We start from the raw sequence: 16,575 nt of genomic DNA, 5'->3' as shown, positions 1-16,575 counted from the left end.
GAACTGGGAATGCTGTCAGTCGGAAAGGCCGGCGGGTCTGTCCGACAACTCGGCCCGGATCTGCTGGCGCAGCAGGTCGATCGGGACCATCCGGCCTTCGCGCCGGAAATGCCAGTAGGTCCAGCCGTTGCAGCTGGGCGCGCCCTCCAGCGCGGCACCGACCTGGTGGATCGACCCCTTGACGTCGTTTCCGATCAGCGACCCGTCGGCGCGGACCTTGGCCTTGTGGCGCGCATTGAACGACCACAGCTCCTCACCCGGGCGCAGCATGCCGCGCTCGACGACCTGGCCGAAGGGGATCCGCGGTTCGGCGCGCTTGCCTGTCGTGGTGGCAAGCGCCGTGGCGTCCAGTCGCCGCACGCGCGCGAGCCGGCGCAGCGCCACCTCGCGATAACGCTCCTCGCGTTCGATCCCGATCCAGTGGCGTCCCAGCATCTTGGCGACCGCACCCGTGGTGCCGGTGCCGAAGAACGGGTCCAGCACCACGTCGCCGGGATTCGTCGTGCCCACCAGAATGCGGTGCAGCAGGCTTTCGGGCTTCTGGGTCGGGTGGGCCTTGGTGCCATCGGCACCCTTGATCCGTTCGCCCCCCGTGCAGATCGGCAGCGTCCAGTCCGAACGCATCTGCACGCCTTCGTTCAGCGACTTCAGCGCGTCGTAGTTGAAGGTGTATTTCGCGCCTTCGGTTTTTGACGCCCAGATCAGCGTCTCGTGCGCGTTGGTCAGCCGCTTGCCGCGAAAGTTCGGCATCGGGTTCGACTTGCGCCAGACCACGTCGTTCAGGATCCAGAATCCCTGGTTCTGCAGTTCGGCGCCGACGCGGAAGATGTTGTGATAGCTGCCGATGACCCAGATGGCTCCGTGCGGCTTCAGCGCCCGCCGTGCCGCGGCCAGCCAGTCTTGGGTGAATTTGTCATAGGCGGCAAAGCCGGAGAACTGGTCCCACTGTTCGTCGACCGCATCCACCCGCGAATTGTCGGGGCGGTGCAGGTCGCCGCGCAGCTGCAGGTTATAGGGCGGATCCGCAAAGATCAGATCGATGCTGGATTCCGGCAAGGACCGCATCTGGTCGATGCAGTCCCCGGCTAGGATGCTGTCCAGCGGAAGCCTGCTCAGTCCCGCGCGGCGGGGGTCGGGCGGGATGGCCGCGGAAAGGTCGTGTGGGTTCGGAACGCTGTCTGTCATCACTGCCTCGGGTCGTCGGTCTGGTGCCGATCTTGTGCCCCCGGATGATGAGTCACGGGCGATTCCCGGTCAAATCTTTAATTAGATCAGGGAGTTAGGCTTTGCTCTTTACACAACATCTGGTAGACTGGGGCAAACCCGCGTCTATGGAGCGGGGTCGCACCCAGTTCCCGCAGGGCTTTCTTGTGGGCCGGAGTCGGGTAACCGGCATTCACCTCCCAGCCATAGCCGGGGTGCTGTTGCGCGAAATCAACCATGATCCGATCGCGCGTCACCTTGGCGAGGATCGAGGCGGCCGCGATCGATGCGCTTTGCGCGTCGCCGCCGACGATGGCGCGGGCCGGCACGCCCAGCCCGCGGGGAATGCGATTGCCGTCGACCAGCGCCACGCAGGGGCGCGCGCCGAGCGCCGCGACCGCGCGGCACATCGCCAGATGGGCGGCGTGGTAGATGTTCAGCTCGTCGATCTCGGCGACACTGGCGTGGGCCACGGCCCAGATCGCACTGTCCATGATCCGGGCGGCCAGACGGTCCCGCGCGGCGGCTGTCAGCTTCTTCGAATCGTCCAGCCCGCGCGGAACCCCGCGGCTGGGCAGGATGACCGCCGCGGCCGTGACCGGACCCGCCAGCGGACCGCGCCCGACCTCGTCGACACCGCAGACCAGCATCGCCCCGTCGGCCATCGCCTCGCGTTCGTGGCGCAGGCCGCATTTCTGCCCTGACCGGGCCCGCGGTCGAGGCAGGGGATCGTGCAGCTGAGGCCCGAACAGGTCTTTCATGTGCGTGCCAATCCCTGGATCACACCGGCACCCTACCCTGCCCCACGGGCCGCCGGAACCCCGGCGCGTCCGGACCAGACCACCTACGAGCGGCCGGATCAGCGAGGGACGAGATCGCGCCGGCGCGGCAGCAGGATGGTCGTGAGGCCCAGCAGCGGCAGGAACGCGCACAGCTGGTACACGAACTCGATCCCCCGCACGTCGGCGACCCGGCCCAGCAGCGCCGCGGCCACACCACCCATGCCGAAGGCGAAGCCGAAGAACAGCCCCGCGATCAGCCCGGTCCGTCCGGGGACGAGTTCCTGCGCATAGACGACGATGGCCGGGAACGCAGAGGCGAGGATCAGCCCGATCAGCACCGACAGGATACCCGTCGGGATCAGGCCGACATGCGGCAGCGCCAGGGTCAGCGGCAGAATCCCCAGGATCGACACCCAGATCACCGTCAGGGAACCCACGCGGTCGCCGACGATGCCGCCCAGCATCACCCCGGCGGCCATTCCCCCCAGGAACAGGAACAGCATGACCTGCGACGCCTGCGCGCTCAGCCCGAACTTCTCGATCAGGAAGAACGTGTAGTAGCTGGACAGGCTGGCCGTGTAGAAGTTCTTGGTCATCACCAGCAGCGCCAGAACGGCGATCGCGCCGACGATCCGGCGCCGCGCCAGCGCCGGCCGGGGCGGGGTCGTGGCGACCGACGCGCGCCTGCGACCCTCGGCCCAGGCGCCGACCCGCCACAGGGTTGCCGCGCCGGCCAGGGCGAACAGGGCCACCCAGCCGATCACCGGCCGCCCGAGCGGCACCACCAGGAACGCCGCCAGCAGCGGACCCACCGCCTGGCCCGCATTGCCGCCCAGCTGGAACAGTGACTGCGCGGTGCCGAACCGTCCGCCGGACGCGATCCGGGCGACACGCGAGCTTTCCGGGTGAAAGACCGCCGATCCCGACCCGATCAGCATCGCCCCGACCAGCAACCAGCCATAGCTGGGCGCCTGCGACAGCAGCGCGACCCCGCTGAAGGTCGCCAGCATCCCCACTGCCAGCGATCGCGGCATCGGATGCCGGTCGGTGACCAGGCCGACCGCCGGCTGCAGGATCGACGCGGTGACCTGGAACGCGAAGGTCATCATGCCGACCTGCGCATAGGACAGGTCGAACTCGGCCCGCAGCAGCGGATAGATCGCCGACAGCAGCGACTGCATCACGTCGTTGATCATGTGACACAAGCTGATCGCCCACAGCACCGACCAGGCGGTGGTCGAAGCGGCGGGACGGAGGGCTGCGGCGGGACTGCTCAGGGTCGGGGGCACGGTCGATCTACTTGCAAGGCGGCCTGGGATGCTATGGCCCGAAAGGGCGCCGCCGCAGCAGGATTGTCAACGTCCCAGGGAGGCCGAGGGCCACCCCAGCCTGCGCCGCATGGTTGATCCGCTGTGCCGGCGCACCCAGATATGGTCGCAACCCTGACGAAATGGACATCTGTTGAGTGAGCGCACGCCCACTATGTTCCAGGCACTCCAAGCACTCTCAGATCGCGGGACCTCATGACGGCGAATGAACGCGAACGGGTGAGGACGGCGATCTTTGCCGGCGGGACGGAGACATCCCGCCGTCACACGACCTGGCAGTCGGTGATGAACGAAGTGCTGCATCGCATCCGGACCGAACGCTATGGGGTCGGCGAGCTGATCCCGACCGAACAGCAGCTGGCCGCCGAGCTGGGCTGCGCACGTGCGACGGTGAACCGTGCCCTGACCGAACTGGCCGCCCGCGGCATCCTGATCCGGCGGCGAAAGGTCGGGACGCGCGTCGCCGAGAATATCTACACCGCACCCGGTCCGGATCTCGACCATTTGATGCGCCACCACATCGAGCGGGCGGGCGGGGTTTACGGCTATCGCCTGCTTGAGAGCGGCTGGGTCAGCCCGCCCGATGCGATTGCCCGTGCGCTGCTGCTGGACAGGGACGAGACGGTTCTGGAATCCAAGGCGATGATGTATTCCGACGACCTGCCCACATGTCACGAGCGGCGCTGGACACGGCAGCCGGTGGCGCAGCAACTGACGCAGGAGGTGCTGGAGACCATCGGCGCGAATGAATGGCTGGTCGGGAACGTCAATCTCGACCGGATCGAGACCGTGGTCGATGCGACCACCGCGGGGGATGCCGGCTGTGCCGAATACATGGGGGCCGACGCGGCAAGCCCGGTGCTGAGCTTTCTCACCTGCGCATGGATGGGCATGCGGCCAGTCACCTACGTCCAGCACACGCTGACGCCGGGCCGCAGGGTTCCGATCAGCCCCTGAGCTGTCGTCCCATGGCAGGGCGGGTCAGTTCGCGGTCTCGGAAGGTGCCGCGCCGCCTCCGGCCGCCAGGCGCAGACGGGCATATTCGGCGGGACGCTTGGTCAGGAACGCGGCCATCCCTTCGGCCGCCTCGGATCCGGCAAGCGCGCGCGCCATGTGCGGGGTCTCTGCCTCGAACTGTTGTTCCATCAACTGGGCCCGTGCCCCCACCATCAGCTTTTTGATGGAAGCCTGCGCCTCGGCCGGTCCCTGGGCCAGCCTGTCGGCAAGTGCGTTCGCCGCCTCCAACGCCTGCCCCGGCTCGGTCAGCTCATTGATCGCGCCCAGCGCGTGCAGACGTTCGGCACCGACAGGGCGCCCGGTCAGTGCGATCTCGCTGGCCAGCGCCGGCGGCAGGGCCGCCATCAGGCTGCCCGTCAGGCCGCCATCCGGGACGAGCCCGGCATTGACGTAGGCGGCCGTGAACTTCGCGTCGCGCGCCGCCACGATCAGGTCGCAGGCGAAGGCCAGCGAGAACCCGGCACCGGCAGCGCCCCCGTCCACCGCCGCGATCACCGGCCGGGCGCAGCCCATGACCTCGCGCATCAGCTGTGCCAGATCGGCGATGCGCCCGCGCCGCTGCGCCTCGGTCATCTGGCCCGCGTTCTGCAGCACCGTCAGGTCGCCGCCGGCGCAGAAGAACCCGCCCTCTCCCGTCACGATGACCGACGCGATCCGCGGCGCTGCCGTCGCCTGCGCCAGGGCGCTGCGCAGCCCGGCGGTGAAATCCGGGCTGAGCGCATTGCGGCGGGCCGCATTGCGGTTGATGACAACCAGCCGGTCGCCCTTGTCCTGGATCTCGCAATGCGTGCTCATGCCGGTCCCCTGGTCCATCGGTGTCCCCGGACCATCGCCCCGAAGGCGCAGCGCCTGCAAGCCCGTATCGCCAGCTGTCCCGGACACAACTGCCGAGCGATTCAACCTTAAGTGAATACGCCTGCCTTGCCTGACCGGGTGATCCCGCAGACACATGACATGCGGCAATCCAGTTCGTTCCCCGGAGGCATAATGACGTCGTCCCGCTCCCTCATCCTCGGCCTTGTCGCGTCGGGCACGCTTATCGCGCTGTCCCCGTCGCAGGGCGCTGCACAATCGGGACGCGTCCAGATCATGTCGCAGGATATCGAGGCCGCCCAATATGCAGGCGGCGACCTGCCGAGTGGGCAGTCGGCCCTGACCGCCAAGGTGCAGATCCTGCTGGACCGGTCGGGCGTGTCGCCGGGTGTCGTTGACGGGTTCAAGGGCGGGATGAGCGAAAGCGCGATCCTGGCGTTCGAACGGGGACACGGGCTGCCCATGGACGGGATGATGGATCCGACCATCTGGCAATTGCTGCACGCCCATGCCGCTGCCCCGATGACAATGGACTACACCATCACCGAGGCCGACGCGCAGGACCTGGTCGACCACATCCCCACCGATTACGCCGAAAAGGCGGCGATGGAGACACAGGGCTACACCTCGGTGGTCGAACGGCTGGCCGAGCGGTTCCACATGGACGACAAGTTCCTGGCCCAGCTGAACCCCGCAGCCGCCTTTGTGCCCGGCGAAACGATCCGGGTGACCGTTCCCGCGAAACCGCTGAAGGCCAAGGTCGCCCGTATCCTCATCGACAAGGACGCGCATCGCGTGGCGGCCTATGATGCGGCCGGCAGGATGGTCGTCGACTACCCCGCCACGATCGGGTCCGATGCGACGCCGTCGCCGCACGGTACGCACAGTGTCACGGCCATCGCCCTGAATCCGACCTATACCTACGATCCGAACAAGAACTTCAAGCAGGGCGACAACGACAAGGTGCTGGTCGTGCCGCCGGGTCCGAACGGTCCGGTCGGGAATGTCTGGATCGATCTGAGCCAGCCGACCTACGGGATCCATGGCACCGCGACCCCGTCGCGCCTGTTCGTGCAGGAATCGCACGGTTGCGTGCGGCTGACGAACTGGGACGCGCAGGAACTGGCACACATGGTCCAGCCCGGCACGACCATCGTCGAATTCCTGCCGCCGGGGGTTCGCATTGCAGATGTCGCGGGCGCGGCCGCGACGATCGTCGGCAGCGCCGCGGCGGGGACGGCGTCGCAGCCGGACCCGCAGCCGCTCACCGCAGCTGCGGACGCCACCGGCCCTCTCACCGGGACCGACGCCGCCGTCGCACAGGCCCTGGCCTCGGGTGTCTCGGCCAGCGGCGCCATGCCGGCCGCGGACTCGCAGGCGGCGGACGCGCCGGTTCTGCTCGGGGCGCAGCGGCCAGGCATGAACCCGCTGCGTCGCGCGGCGATGACGGCGACCACAACTGACCCGTCACGTACTGCAACCGATGGCACCGACTTGCCTCCGCCGGCCGAAGCTGCTGTGCTGCCGCTCGATCAGCTGAGCGGCAGCGAGGGGCGGACCGGAATGGACGGACAGACCACAAGCGGCTTTGTGCTGCCGCCCGCGGCGACGCAGCTGACCGTTGTGCCGGCCACGCCGGTGCCGGCAAACCAGCAGCCGGTCCAGGTGCAGCCCCCAGCCACTTACACACCGCAAGACCCGGCAGGACGGTCGGGTGAAGGCCTGCAAATGCCGGACACGCCGACGCTGAGCCGCTGATGCAGCGGACAGGCACCGGCGGGGGATCATTCCGTGCCGGTCTGCTTATGCTGCTGTTCAGCAGCACGCTGGGGATGTCCGCACATGCGCAGCAGCCACCGCCCGAGCGCCCGGCAGACGAGCCCCCGCCGGTGCGGGTCCCGGCACAGCGCCCGCCTGCCCGACCGGAGCTCGAACCTTCGGCGCCGTCGCCAGCGCCCACGCCGCTCGCCCCATCCGCACCCGACGCGACCGATCTCTCGACACCGCCGGCCCAGCCCGCCGGCCTTGCCCTCACACCCCCGATCGAGACGGTCCCCGTCGGCCCCCCAATGCCGGAACTGCTGCGGGAAAGCGATTTCGACCTCGCGGCCTGCAAGCTGGAACTGACCATGCTCGGCGCCCGGTACCGCGACAGCGCGCCGGTCACCGACCCGGACGACAGGGACTGCGGTATCCAGCGTCCCCTGCACCTGACCGAGATCCTGCCGGGGATCACGCTGGACGGCGGCGCCGAGATGCGCTGCGACACCGCACGCGCCCTGGCCCACTGGACCCGCGACTTCGTGCTGCCGGCGGCGTCGCGCCTGCCCGGTGCACCGCGGCTGTCAGGGATGATGCTGGGAACGACCTATGACTGCCGTCCGGTCATCGGGACCGAGAGCACGGCGCGCCAGTCCGAGCATGCATTCGGCAACGCCATCGATATCGCCGGGTTCCGGTTCGCCGATGCCGAACCGCTGCAGATCGCGCCCCGGCAGGATCACGGCGACCTGCCCGCGGTGTTCCAGGCTGCCGTCCAGGCCACCGCCTGCGTCGAGTTCACCACCGTTCTGGGGCCGGGGTCCAATGCGGCGCATGACGACCACCTGCACCTGGACATCAAGCAGCGCAACGGCGGCTATCGCCTGTGCCAGTGATCACCGCCGCTGGCGTTCGATTTCCAGGTAGGTCGGGTCGAACCGCGCCAGCTGCACCAGACCGTCCCAGTTCAGGATCTCGATTTCCGTTCCCTGCCAGCGCACCAGCTTGCGGTCGCGCAGGTCCCGGACGGCGCGATTGATGTGGATCGGCGAATAGCCCAGCGTGTCGGCCAGTTCACGCTGCAGCAAGGGCAGCGACATGTTCCCGTCGCGCGCGGCCCCGACCAGCGACATCCGGGTGTAGAGTTCGCACAGCAGATGGGCCAGGTGCGGACTGGCCCGCAGCGACGCGCTGGCCACCAGCCACTGCCGATGGATCGCCGCGTCGATGGCGGTGGCCATCCACAGCATGCGGGTGAGGTGGGGGAAGTCCTCGGTGATGGCGCGCAGGTCCTTGTGGTCGACAAACTCGACCTCGGCCCGACCGAACGCCACCACCACATGGGTCAGCCCCTTCAGCACGAAGCTGTGCAGATCGACGAAGTCGCCCGGCACATGCAGCGCGGTAATCGCCTTCGTGGCGCATCGACCCGGCAGGCTGTGCACCCGTCCGGTCATGCCGCGCAGCATCATGCAGCTGCGGTGGCGGTTGCCCGCCGGCACGACCTCTTCGCCCGACTCGTAGCGCCGTATGGTTGTCGGAATGCTCTTCAGCCGTTCCAGGTCCTCGGGCTGCAGCACATCTCGACGCTGGAGGAACCGGATGAAGTACTCCGTCAATGCCATGCGCGTGTCTCGTTCTGCTCTATGGCCGCTGCCTGGTTTCCGACGCACGACGCGTCGGGGACTGCGGGGACGGTCGTGCGGCGCACCGCCAAAAAAAGGGGCAGCCCCGAGAGGCTGCCCTGTCTCTGGTCATTGAAATCCGGTCACGCCGCGTGCTCAGCGGTTGATGTCGTCACGGCCCGTGACCCCGGGATTGATCGTGGGATCCACGGTGTCGCGATCATCCTCGATCTCAACCTCGGTCTTGCGAACCGTGTCGCGCACCGTTTCGGTATGCGACTCGACGTCCTTGTGCACGTCGATCTCCTCGACGACGCGGGCGTCCTTCTGCACGACGGCGCTTTCGCGGTATTCGCGGCCCTCGATGCTGCGCTCCTCGAACGCATCGGCGCCGGCGGGGCGGTCGACCGGATGACGTTCGATGTTGACGCTTTCGCTGCGCAGTTCGACCTCCTGCTCGACCGGAACCTCGCGCACATAGGACCGGACCCGGACGCGACCGGCGTCGGTTTCCCGCTTGGCGACGGACATCCGCTCTTCCACGACGTCGATGTGTTCGTCGCCGGTGACGTCGCGGCGGTCCAGATCGGCCCGCTCGGATCCGAAGGTCTGCACACCGGCCCAGCCTTCCGACCGCCACTCGCTTTCGCGGGCGTCCAGGTCGATGGCACCTTCGTCGTCCAGAATGTCCAGGGCACGGTCATACAGCTCCGCGGGGACGTTGGACACGGTCACGAGAAAGCCGCCGCGGTTCAGACCCTCGGCGTAGGTGTGGCGGTCCTCTTCGGGAAAGAAGAAATCGCCGATCGATTCGAAGAAGCCGCGATCGTCGTCGCGGGTGGTGTCGGCACGGCTGGTCGCGCCGTAACCGGGGTTGTCCTCGCCGGTCAGAACGACATCGGCAATGCCGACTTCGCGCAGACGCGAGACCGCACGATCCGCTTCGGCGCGCGTGTCGAACATCGCCGACAGGCTGCGGTTCGAACCGGATTCATACACATGTTCCATAGCCATTGTTAACTTTCCAATCGTTACTAGAGGGGTGTCGTGTGATCAGCTGGTCGCATCCGGTTCATCCCCGGGCTGGGCGGGCCTGGGCGCGCCGTCCGGGTCGAACCGTTCGACGACGGCGCGCTGGCGCTGCAGGCTGACCGGCAGTTCAACGGTTTCTTCCTCCACCTTGCGGCGGATATGGATCTCTTCCGTCACGAACAGACGAGTGACAACGACGGCGCGCTCTTCGACCACCGGGATGATGGTCAGCTCGCCCTCGATCCTGGGCTCTGGCGCGGCGTCGACTTCGCGGTCGATCCTGTGCCGCGTCACCTCGATCGCCTCGGCGCGCAGGGTGACAGGCACGACGCTGTCGAACACGTCCGTGACGGTTCTGACGCGGACGGAGCCGACCTCTTCCCGAACCACGCCGACACTGGCGAATTCCTGCGCGATCTCCAAGGTCTGGCGATCCCCGTCAGGACGCTCGGAGGCGGCCATGCCCGTGTCCGGAAGACCTTTGTCGTCGCTGACATCGGGCATGGCCGCTCCTCGAAAAACAGATGATCGTCAACCGGCAGGATCACATTTCCCTGCGCTGCCCATCCAACCCGGACCTTCGCCCAAAGGTTCCAAGTTTCGATCGCCCGGGACGAGTTTCCCGGCCTCTTCCCCCGCCTCGGCGCGGCGGCTGGCAAGTGCTGCCCGGATTGATTAGCGCAGGCCCATGTATTGTCCTGACCTGCCCCAGTTGCACACCATGCCCCCCGCTACCCCCGATGCCTCCGCCAGCGTCATGATAGCACTCGGCAGCTATAACGGCGCGCGGTTCCTGGGTGCGCAGCTTGACAGCCTGACGGCGCAGACCTTGCCACGGTGGCGGCTGGTGGTCTCGGACGACGGCTCGACCGATACCACCCGCGACATCGTTTGCCCGCTTCGCCGCGTTGCTGGCCGCCGCGCTGGCGGGCCGGCTGCGGGTGGGCAACTGAGGCAGCGCGGCGCCAAGGGCCCTGCCACCGCGCCCTGCCCCGTCAGCTCAGCCGGCCGTGGCAGTTCTTGAACCGGGCGCCCGATCCGCAGGGACACGGGTCGTTGCGCGACGGGTTGCCCCAGGTGGCCTGGTCATCCGGATCGAATCCGGGGACCGCGGCCGACGCCCCGCCCGCCTGCGCCTCGTCGTGCTTTGGCTCCAGCTTCTCCTGCTGGCGTGAGGCCTGGTCCTGGTACTGTCGCATCATCGCCTCGCGTTCGGCGTCGGTCAGCGGCCGGATCCGGGCAAGGTTCTGGGTCACGTCGCCGCGCAGCCCGTCCAGCAGCGATTCGAACAGCTGGAAGCTTTCGGTCTTGTATTCCGACAGCGGGTCACGCTGCGCGTAGCCGCGAAAGCCGACGACCGAGCGCAGATGTTCCAGCGTCACCAGATGGTCGCGCCACTTCGCGTCGATCTGCTGCAGCAGGACCTGCTTCTCGATCTGCGCCATGCTGTCCACGCCGAACTGTTCGGCCTTTTGGGCCATGTAGCGGTCGGTCGCCTCGACCAGGCGGGTGCGCAGGCTCTCCTGGTCCACGCCGTCCTCGTTGCCCCAGTCGGGGATCGGCAGGTCCATGTTCAGCCGCTCCACGACCGCGGCCTTCAGCCCCGGCAGGTCCCATTGTTCCGGATAGGCACGCGGCGGCATGTAGGTATCGACCAGGTCATCGATGACCTGGTGGCGCATGTCGGCGGTGATCTCGCCCACGTCGGCCGATTCCATGATCTCGCGGCGCTGGCTGAAGATCGCCTTGCGCTGGTCGTTCATCACGTCGTCGAACTTCAGCAGCTGCTTGCGGATGTCGAAGTTGCGCGCCTCGACCTTGGCCTGGGCGCGTTCCAGCGACTTGTTCACCCACGGGTGGACGATCGCCTCGCCCTCCTTCATGCCCAGCGTGGACAGGACCTTGTCCAGCCGTTCGGATCCGAAGATCCGCATCAGGTCGTCTTCGAGCGACAGGAAGAACAGCGACCGCCCGGGGTCGCCCTGCCGGCCGGACCGGCCGCGCAGCTGGTTGTCGATGCGCCGGCTTTCATGGCGCTCGGTCGCCAGAACGAACAGCCCCCCGGCGTCCAGCACCCGTTGCCGGTCGGCGGCGTGTTCGGCCTCGATCCGGGCGCGCAGTTCATCCGGATGCGCCTCGGGGTTCTCGGCCAGCGCCTGCATGACCTTCATCTCGACATTGCCGCCCAGCTGGATGTCGGTCCCCCGACCGGCCATGTTCGTCGCGATGGTCACGGCACCGGGCTTGCCCGCCTCGGCCACGATATGGGCCTCGCGTTCGTGCTGACGAGCGTTCAGCACGTTGTGGGGGATGTCCTCGGCCTTGAGCATCTCGGACAGCATCTCGGACTTTTCGATGCTGGTGGTGCCCACCAGCATCGGCTGGCCGCGGCCATGCGCTTCCTTGATCGCCTCCAGCACGGCGGCGTATTTTTCGGCAGCAGTACGATACACGCGGTCATGTTCATCGACACGCGCGATGGGGCGGTTGGTCGGAACCTCGACGACACCCAGCTTGTAGATCTCTGCGAATTCCTCGGCTTCGGTGACGGCCGTACCGGTCATCCCCGCCAGTTTGTTATATAGACGGAAATAGTTCTGGAACGTGACGCTGGCCAGGGTGACGTTCTCGGGCTGGATGTCCACGCCCTCCTTGGCCTCGATCGCCTGGTGCAACCCGTCGGACAGACGCCGTCCCGCCATCATTCGTCCGGTGAATTCGTCAACCAGCACGACCTCGTTGTCCTTCACGACATAGTTCTGGTCGCGGCGGAACAGCTTGTGCGCGCGCAGCGCCTGGTTGGCGTGGTGGACGATTGTCGTGGATTCCGGATCGTACAGCGTCTGCCCCTCGGGCAGGACCCCCGCCTCCTGCAGGCGGGTTTCCAGGAACTCGTTGCCTTCCTCGGTGAAGGTCGCGTTGCGGGCCTTTTCGTCCAGCTTGTAATGCTCTTCCGTCAGTTCGGGAATGAACTGGTCCAGCACCTTGTACAGTTCACTGCGATCCTGGCTGGGGCCGGAAATGATCAGCGGGGTGCGCGCCTCGTCGATCAGGATCGAGTCGACCTCGTCCACGATGGCGTAGAAATGGCCGCGCTGGGTCATTTCCTCGATCGTCGCCTTCATGTTGTCGCGCAGGTAATCGAAGCCCAACTCATTGTTGGTGGCATAGGTCACGTCGGCCTTGTACGCGGCGCGCTTTTCCTCGTCCCCTTGGAACGGGTAGACCACGCCGGTGGTCATCCCAAGATGGCTGAAGACCTTGCCCATCCATTCCGCATCGCGCTTGGCCAGATAGTCGTTGACGGTGACGATGTGGACGCCCTTGCCGGCCAGCGCGTTCAGATAGGCGGGAAAGGTCGCCACCAGGGTCTTGCCCTCGCCCGTCTTCATCTCGGCGATATTGCCCTGGTGCAGGAAGATCCCGCCCTTCAGCTGCGTGTCGAAGGCGCGCAGGCCCAGGGCACGGCGCGCGGCCTCGCGACAATTCGCGAACGCCTCGGGCAGCAGCCTGTCCAGCGGTTCGCCAGACTGCGCGCGCCCCTGCAGCTCGCGGGTTTTCCCGATCAGGTCGTCATCGGACAGCGCCTGGAACTGGACCTCCAGCTCATTGATCTGCGCCACCAGCGGCCGGACAGATTTCACCTTGCGGTCATTCGGGGTGCCGAAGACCATTTTCGCCAGATTGCCGATGCCGAGCATGATGTCCTTCGTCGGGGAACGCGCAGGTGTTGCCACTTGCCCGCACCGAGGCCCTTGCCCTATCACAGGCCGGAAAAGCGGCGGCGGGCGCGCAGATTTCGGTTGCGCCGGATGTATGCCCCACCCGCTGCCCTGTCAACGCCGGCGCCGGGTCAACTGCCCGTCATGCGCGCCATGCCCGAAAGGAAACCCATGATCCGTCCGATGCTTGCCGCAATCGCCCTGTGCGCGTCCCCGCTGGCCACCCCTGTCCTGGCGCAGGACGCCGAAACCGTGGTTGCCACCGTGAATGGCGAAGAGATCACCCTGGGCCAGATGATCGCCATGCGGTCATCCCTGAACGAGCAGCAGACCGGCGGCATGCCGGACAAGGCGCTGTGGGATCTGATGCTGGACCAGATGATCCGGCAGACCGCCGTGTCGCAGCTGGGGGCCAGCACCATGACCGCCCGCGACACCGCCGCCATCGAGATCGATCGTCGCGCGTATCTGGCCGGTGCCGCGCTGGAACGGGTGGCCGCGCCCGAGCCCACCGAGGAAGAACTGCAGGCCGCCTATGACCGGCTGTACGGCTCCGATGCCGCGCCCAAGACCGAATACAATGCCGCGCATATCCTGGTCGCGACCGAGGAGGAGGCGCAGGCGATCGTCGACGAGCTGGGCAAGGGCGCCGATTTCGGCACCCTCGCCGCGGAGAAGTCGACCGACAGCTCGGGCCAGAACAAGGGCGATCTGGGCTGGTTCACCCCCGACCAGATGGTCAAGCCGTTTGCCGACGCTGTTGTCGCGCTGGAGAAGGGGGCGGTATCTGCCCCGGTGCAGTCGCAGTTCGGCTGGCACGTGGTCAAGCTGATCGACCAGCGCGTCCAGCAGCCGCCCGAGTTCGACGCCGTGCGCGACCAGCTGGCGACGCAGATCCGCCGCGAGCGGGTCGAGGCCGAGATCCAGCGCCTGACTGCCGAGGCGACGGTCGAAAAGACCCCGGACCTTGATGCTTCGCTGCTGAACAAGACGGACATGCTCAACAAGTGAGGCAGGCCATGGCCAGGGACGGGAAGAAAGCCGACAAGAAGGCGGGCAAGGCCGGCAAGAAGGACCGCAAGGACAAGAAGGCGAAGCCGGACACGGGCGCGCCCGCCAAGGGCGCCACCCCGGTCAAGCAGGTCATCGTGTCGCCGCTTGCCCCTGAACGGTTTCCCGACCTGCCGGCAATCGATGGCGTGGCGTTCGCCGCCGGCGCGGCGGGGGTCCGCTACCAGGGACGCACCGACGTGATGCTGGTGCGGCTGGCGCCCGGCACCGCCATCGCTGGCGCCTTCACCCGCTCATCGACGCGGGCCGCCTGCATCCTGGATTGCCAGGCCAAGCTGAGGGGCACGCAGATCGCGGACCAGGGTGCCGCGATCATCGTCAATTCCGGCAACGCGAATGCCTTTACCGGCGCGCAGGGGCAGGATGCGGTGGACAGCGTGACGGCCGCGGTGGCGCAGGCGCTGGACATCCCGGCCAAGCGCGTGTTTTCAAACTCGACCGGGGTGATCGGCGAGCCGCTGCCCGCCGAGCGCATCACCGGCATCGTCGATGATCTGGTGGCGGGTCTGGACCCCGGCGGCATCGACAGGGCCGCCCGGGCGATCATGACCACCGACACCTTTCCGAAAGGGGCCGCGGCCGAACTGCAGGGCGACGGTGGTCCGATCCGCATCGTCGGCATCGCCAAGGGCTCCGGGATGATCGCGCCCGATATGGCGACGATGCTGGTCTATCTGTTCACGGATGCGGCGATCGCCCCCAAGCTGCTGCAGCGGATGCTGTCCCGGCAGCTGGACGACAGTTTCAATGCCATCACCGTGGACAGCGACACCTCGACCAGCGACGCGTTGATCCTGGCGGCGACCGGCACGTCCCCCGCCCGCCCGATCACCGACCTGCGCGCCAGGCCCGCGCGGGAGTTTTCGGCCGCGCTAGGGCAGGTGATGCGCGATCTGGCGCAGCAGGTCGTCATGGACGGCGAAGGGGCGACCAAGTTTGTCGAGGTGCGGGTCACCGGGGCAGTGTCCCGCCACGACGCGCATCGTGTCGCCATGGCGGTCGCCAACTCGCCGCTGGTCAAGACCGCGATTGCCGGCGAGGACGCGAACTGGGGCCGGGTGGTCGCCGCCGTCGGCAAGTCCGGTGCACAGGCGGATCGCGACCGGCTGTCGATCCGCTTCGGCGACATGGTGCTGGCCGAAAACGGCTGGCGGTCGCCGAGCTATGACGAGGCCGCGGCAAGCGCCTACATGCGGAACGACCGGCTGGTGATCGGCATCGATCTCGGGCTGGGGCGGTTTTCGCGCACCGTCTGGACCTGCGACCTGACCCACCGCTACATCGACATCAACGCCGATTACCGCTCGTGAGCAGCCCTGTCCTCGGCGGGGCGCAGGACCGACAGACGGCTGCGGTGCCTGATCCAGCGCCCGGCAAACGCCTGCTGCTGGTGGCGGCGGTGGCGCTGATCGACGCGGACGGGCGGGTGCTGCTGGCGCAGCGTCCCCCGGGCAAGGACATGGCGGGCTTGTGGGAATTTCCGGGCGGCAAGGTGGATCCCGGCGAGACCCCGGAAGCCGCCCTGATCCGCGAACTGGACGAGGAACTGGGAATCCAGACCTGGCAGTCATGCCTCGCCCCGCTGACATTCGCCAGCCACGCCTACGACGATGTGCATCTGCTGATGCCGCTGTTCGCCTGCCGCCGCTGGTCGGGGGTGCCCCGCGGGCAGGAAGGTCAGGCGCTGGCCTGGGTTCGCGCGCAACGGCTGCGCGACTATCCGATGCCGCCGGCAGACGTGCCGCTGGTTCCCATCCTGCGCGACTGGCTGCCGTGATCTACCAGCGGTTGTGCCCCTGACGCAACACTCGGCCAAAATGCTGCGCGGGAGGGCAGTCGGGGCGCCCGATTAGGCAGTTCTCAACTTTCCTGGCGCGATGATCGGATCATACTTGAGGCATAAAAAGCGGAGGGGACATCATGATTCGAACAATCACGGTCGGGAGCTGCATCTCCATTCAGGGGCAGTTCGAAACCGATCTGGGCAACGGCAACATCGTCGTGCGCGTGGGTCAGCAGACCTATCAGGGCAAGCCGGTCAGCCGCTGAGGTGAGCGGGGTGCTGGCTCTCGGCTGAGCCCGTTTCCCACCGATCGGGAGACGTGTCGTCGAGCATTCCGGATCCGCCCGGAGCCTTTCACCACAAGCGGAACGAACGACGCCCGCGTAGATCGCGCGGGCGTCGTTTCATTGGCAGAACTGGTCCGGTCTCGACCGCGGC

The 16,575-nt window shown here is 67.3% G+C and carries 16 protein-coding genes; 8 read left to right on the top strand and 8 right to left on the bottom strand.

The window, feature by feature from the left end:
- Window positions 1-15: 15 nt before the first annotated feature.
- The 3 genes from Q0938_RS01385 to Q0938_RS01375 all read right to left on the bottom strand — a co-directional run bounded on the left by Q0938_RS01385 (window position 16) and on the right by Q0938_RS01375 (window position 3,181).
- Window positions 16-1,185, bottom strand: a complete 1,170-nt coding sequence (locus Q0938_RS01385; RefSeq protein ID WP_366942718.1) for a site-specific DNA-methyltransferase — start codon at window positions 1,183-1,185, stop codon at window positions 16-18.
- Window positions 1,186-1,271: 86 nt separating this feature from the next.
- Window positions 1,272-1,868, bottom strand: coding sequence for a ribonuclease HII (locus tag Q0938_RS01380; protein ID WP_299358708.1), 597 nt, complete (start codon window positions 1,866-1,868; stop codon window positions 1,272-1,274).
- A 194-nt stretch (window positions 1,869-2,062) separates the two neighbouring features.
- Entirely contained in the window at window positions 2,063-3,181 is a 1,119-nt protein-coding gene (locus tag Q0938_RS01375) for an MFS transporter (RefSeq protein WP_366942723.1), read from the bottom strand.
- A 327-nt stretch (window positions 3,182-3,508) separates the two neighbouring features.
- Here Q0938_RS01375 and Q0938_RS01370 point away from each other — a divergent pair, with 327 nt between their 5' ends.
- On the top strand, window positions 3,509-4,270 hold the full coding sequence (locus Q0938_RS01370; protein ID WP_299358356.1) for a GntR family transcriptional regulator: 762 nt from the start codon (window positions 3,509-3,511) through the stop codon (window positions 4,268-4,270).
- 24 nt (window positions 4,271-4,294) lie between these two features.
- Here the strand turns inward: Q0938_RS01370 and Q0938_RS01365 are convergent, their stop codons facing one another.
- The gene (locus Q0938_RS01365) at window positions 4,295-5,125 is read right to left on the bottom strand and encodes an oxepin-CoA hydrolase, alternative type (RefSeq protein ID WP_299358354.1); all 831 of its coding nucleotides are present in this window, start codon (window positions 5,123-5,125) and stop codon (window positions 4,295-4,297) included.
- A gap of 192 nt (window positions 5,126-5,317) precedes the next feature.
- Between Q0938_RS01365 and Q0938_RS01360 the strand changes: the two genes are divergently transcribed.
- Together Q0938_RS01360 and Q0938_RS01355 are read left to right on the top strand one after the other, a co-directional pair.
- On the top strand, window positions 5,318-6,901 hold the full coding sequence (locus tag Q0938_RS01360; protein WP_299358352.1) for a L,D-transpeptidase family protein: 1,584 nt from the start codon (window positions 5,318-5,320) through the stop codon (window positions 6,899-6,901).
- On the top strand, window positions 6,901-7,800 hold the full coding sequence (locus Q0938_RS01355) for an extensin family protein (protein ID WP_299358349.1): 900 nt from the start codon (window positions 6,901-6,903) through the stop codon (window positions 7,798-7,800). The genes Q0938_RS01360 and Q0938_RS01355 overlap by 1 nt, the downstream gene beginning before the upstream one ends.
- Here Q0938_RS01355 and Q0938_RS01350 read toward each other — a convergent pair whose 3' ends face one another.
- The 3 genes from Q0938_RS01350 to Q0938_RS01340 all read right to left on the bottom strand — a co-directional run bounded on the left by Q0938_RS01350 (window position 7,801) and on the right by Q0938_RS01340 (window position 10,065).
- On the bottom strand, window positions 7,801-8,529 hold the full coding sequence (locus Q0938_RS01350; RefSeq protein WP_299358340.1) for a Crp/Fnr family transcriptional regulator: 729 nt from the start codon (window positions 8,527-8,529) through the stop codon (window positions 7,801-7,803).
- Between the two features lie 156 nt (window positions 8,530-8,685).
- Window positions 8,686-9,543, bottom strand: a complete 858-nt coding sequence (locus Q0938_RS01345; RefSeq protein ID WP_299358338.1) for a YsnF/AvaK domain-containing protein — start codon at window positions 9,541-9,543, stop codon at window positions 8,686-8,688.
- A 39-nt stretch (window positions 9,544-9,582) separates the two neighbouring features.
- Window positions 9,583-10,065 (bottom strand): YsnF/AvaK domain-containing protein, encoded by a 483-nt coding sequence (locus tag Q0938_RS01340; protein WP_299358336.1) that lies wholly within the window; start codon window positions 10,063-10,065, stop codon window positions 9,583-9,585.
- 184 nt (window positions 10,066-10,249) lie between these two features.
- Here Q0938_RS01340 and Q0938_RS01335 point away from each other — a divergent pair, with 184 nt between their 5' ends.
- Window positions 10,250-10,585, top strand: a complete 336-nt coding sequence (locus Q0938_RS01335; protein ID WP_366942717.1) for a glycosyltransferase — start codon at window positions 10,250-10,252, stop codon at window positions 10,583-10,585.
- Here Q0938_RS01335 and secA read toward each other — a convergent pair.
- Window positions 10,557-13,262: a preprotein translocase subunit SecA gene (gene secA, locus Q0938_RS01330; RefSeq protein WP_299358334.1), complete on the bottom strand. Its 2,706-nt coding sequence runs from the start codon at window positions 13,260-13,262 to the stop codon at window positions 10,557-10,559. The genes Q0938_RS01335 and secA overlap by 29 nt on opposite strands.
- A 192-nt stretch (window positions 13,263-13,454) precedes the next feature.
- Here secA and Q0938_RS01325 point away from each other — a divergent pair, with 192 nt between their 5' ends.
- From Q0938_RS01325 to Q0938_RS01310, 4 genes are all read left to right on the top strand, one after another.
- On the top strand, window positions 13,455-14,294 hold the full coding sequence (locus Q0938_RS01325) for a peptidylprolyl isomerase (protein WP_299358332.1): 840 nt from the start codon (window positions 13,455-13,457) through the stop codon (window positions 14,292-14,294).
- Between the two features lie 8 nt (window positions 14,295-14,302).
- Complete coding sequence (gene argJ / locus Q0938_RS01320) at window positions 14,303-15,664, top strand: bifunctional glutamate N-acetyltransferase/amino-acid acetyltransferase ArgJ (RefSeq protein ID WP_299358330.1); 1,362 nt, start codon at window positions 14,303-14,305, stop codon at window positions 15,662-15,664.
- Between the two features lie 44 nt (window positions 15,665-15,708).
- Entirely contained in the window at window positions 15,709-16,131 is a 423-nt protein-coding gene (locus Q0938_RS01315) for a (deoxy)nucleoside triphosphate pyrophosphohydrolase (RefSeq protein WP_299358329.1), read from the top strand.
- 143 nt (window positions 16,132-16,274) lie between these two features.
- The gene (locus tag Q0938_RS01310; protein ID WP_299358327.1) at window positions 16,275-16,403 is read left to right on the top strand and encodes a hypothetical protein; all 129 of its coding nucleotides are present in this window, start codon (window positions 16,275-16,277) and stop codon (window positions 16,401-16,403) included.
- The last annotated feature ends 172 nt before the right edge of the window (window positions 16,404-16,575 follow it).

This window comes from uncultured Paracoccus sp. (assembly GCF_947496875.1).
Taxonomy (GTDB): domain Bacteria; phylum Pseudomonadota; class Alphaproteobacteria; order Rhodobacterales; family Rhodobacteraceae; genus Paracoccus.
The sequence above is the reverse complement of the archived record's forward strand: the minus strand, read 5'-3'. Positions and strand labels throughout refer to the sequence as shown.

Excerpts from the sequence above, each read along its gene's own strand:
- Q0938_RS01385 (WP_366942718.1), bottom strand. The coding sequence starts at position 1,185 with ATGACAGACAGCGTTCCGAACCCACACGACCTTTCCGCGGCCATCCCG.
- Q0938_RS01380 (WP_299358708.1), bottom strand. The coding sequence starts at position 1,868 with ATGGCCGACGGGGCGATGCTGGTCTGCGGTGTCGACGAGGTCGGGCGC.
- Q0938_RS01375 (WP_366942723.1), bottom strand. The coding sequence starts at position 3,181 with ATGATCAACGACGTGATGCAGTCGCTGCTGTCGGCGATCTATCCGCTG.
- Q0938_RS01370 (WP_299358356.1), top strand. The coding sequence starts at position 3,509 with ATGACGGCGAATGAACGCGAACGGGTGAGGACGGCGATCTTTGCCGGC.
- Q0938_RS01365 (WP_299358354.1), bottom strand. The coding sequence starts at position 5,125 with ATGAGCACGCATTGCGAGATCCAGGACAAGGGCGACCGGCTGGTTGTC.
- Q0938_RS01360 (WP_299358352.1), top strand. The coding sequence starts at position 5,318 with ATGACGTCGTCCCGCTCCCTCATCCTCGGCCTTGTCGCGTCGGGCACG.
- Q0938_RS01355 (WP_299358349.1), top strand. The coding sequence starts at position 6,901 with ATGCAGCGGACAGGCACCGGCGGGGGATCATTCCGTGCCGGTCTGCTT.
- Q0938_RS01350 (WP_299358340.1), bottom strand. The coding sequence starts at position 8,529 with ATGGCATTGACGGAGTACTTCATCCGGTTCCTCCAGCGTCGAGATGTG.
- Q0938_RS01345 (WP_299358338.1), bottom strand. The coding sequence starts at position 9,543 with ATGGCTATGGAACATGTGTATGAATCCGGTTCGAACCGCAGCCTGTCG.
- Q0938_RS01340 (WP_299358336.1), bottom strand. The coding sequence starts at position 10,065 with ATGCCCGATGTCAGCGACGACAAAGGTCTTCCGGACACGGGCATGGCC.
- Q0938_RS01335 (WP_366942717.1), top strand. The coding sequence starts at position 10,250 with ATGTATTGTCCTGACCTGCCCCAGTTGCACACCATGCCCCCCGCTACC.
- secA (WP_299358334.1), bottom strand. The coding sequence starts at position 13,262 with ATGCTCGGCATCGGCAATCTGGCGAAAATGGTCTTCGGCACCCCGAAT.
- Q0938_RS01325 (WP_299358332.1), top strand. The coding sequence starts at position 13,455 with ATGATCCGTCCGATGCTTGCCGCAATCGCCCTGTGCGCGTCCCCGCTG.
- argJ (WP_299358330.1), top strand. The coding sequence starts at position 14,303 with ATGGCCAGGGACGGGAAGAAAGCCGACAAGAAGGCGGGCAAGGCCGGC.
- Q0938_RS01310 (WP_299358327.1), top strand. The coding sequence starts at position 16,275 with ATGATTCGAACAATCACGGTCGGGAGCTGCATCTCCATTCAGGGGCAG.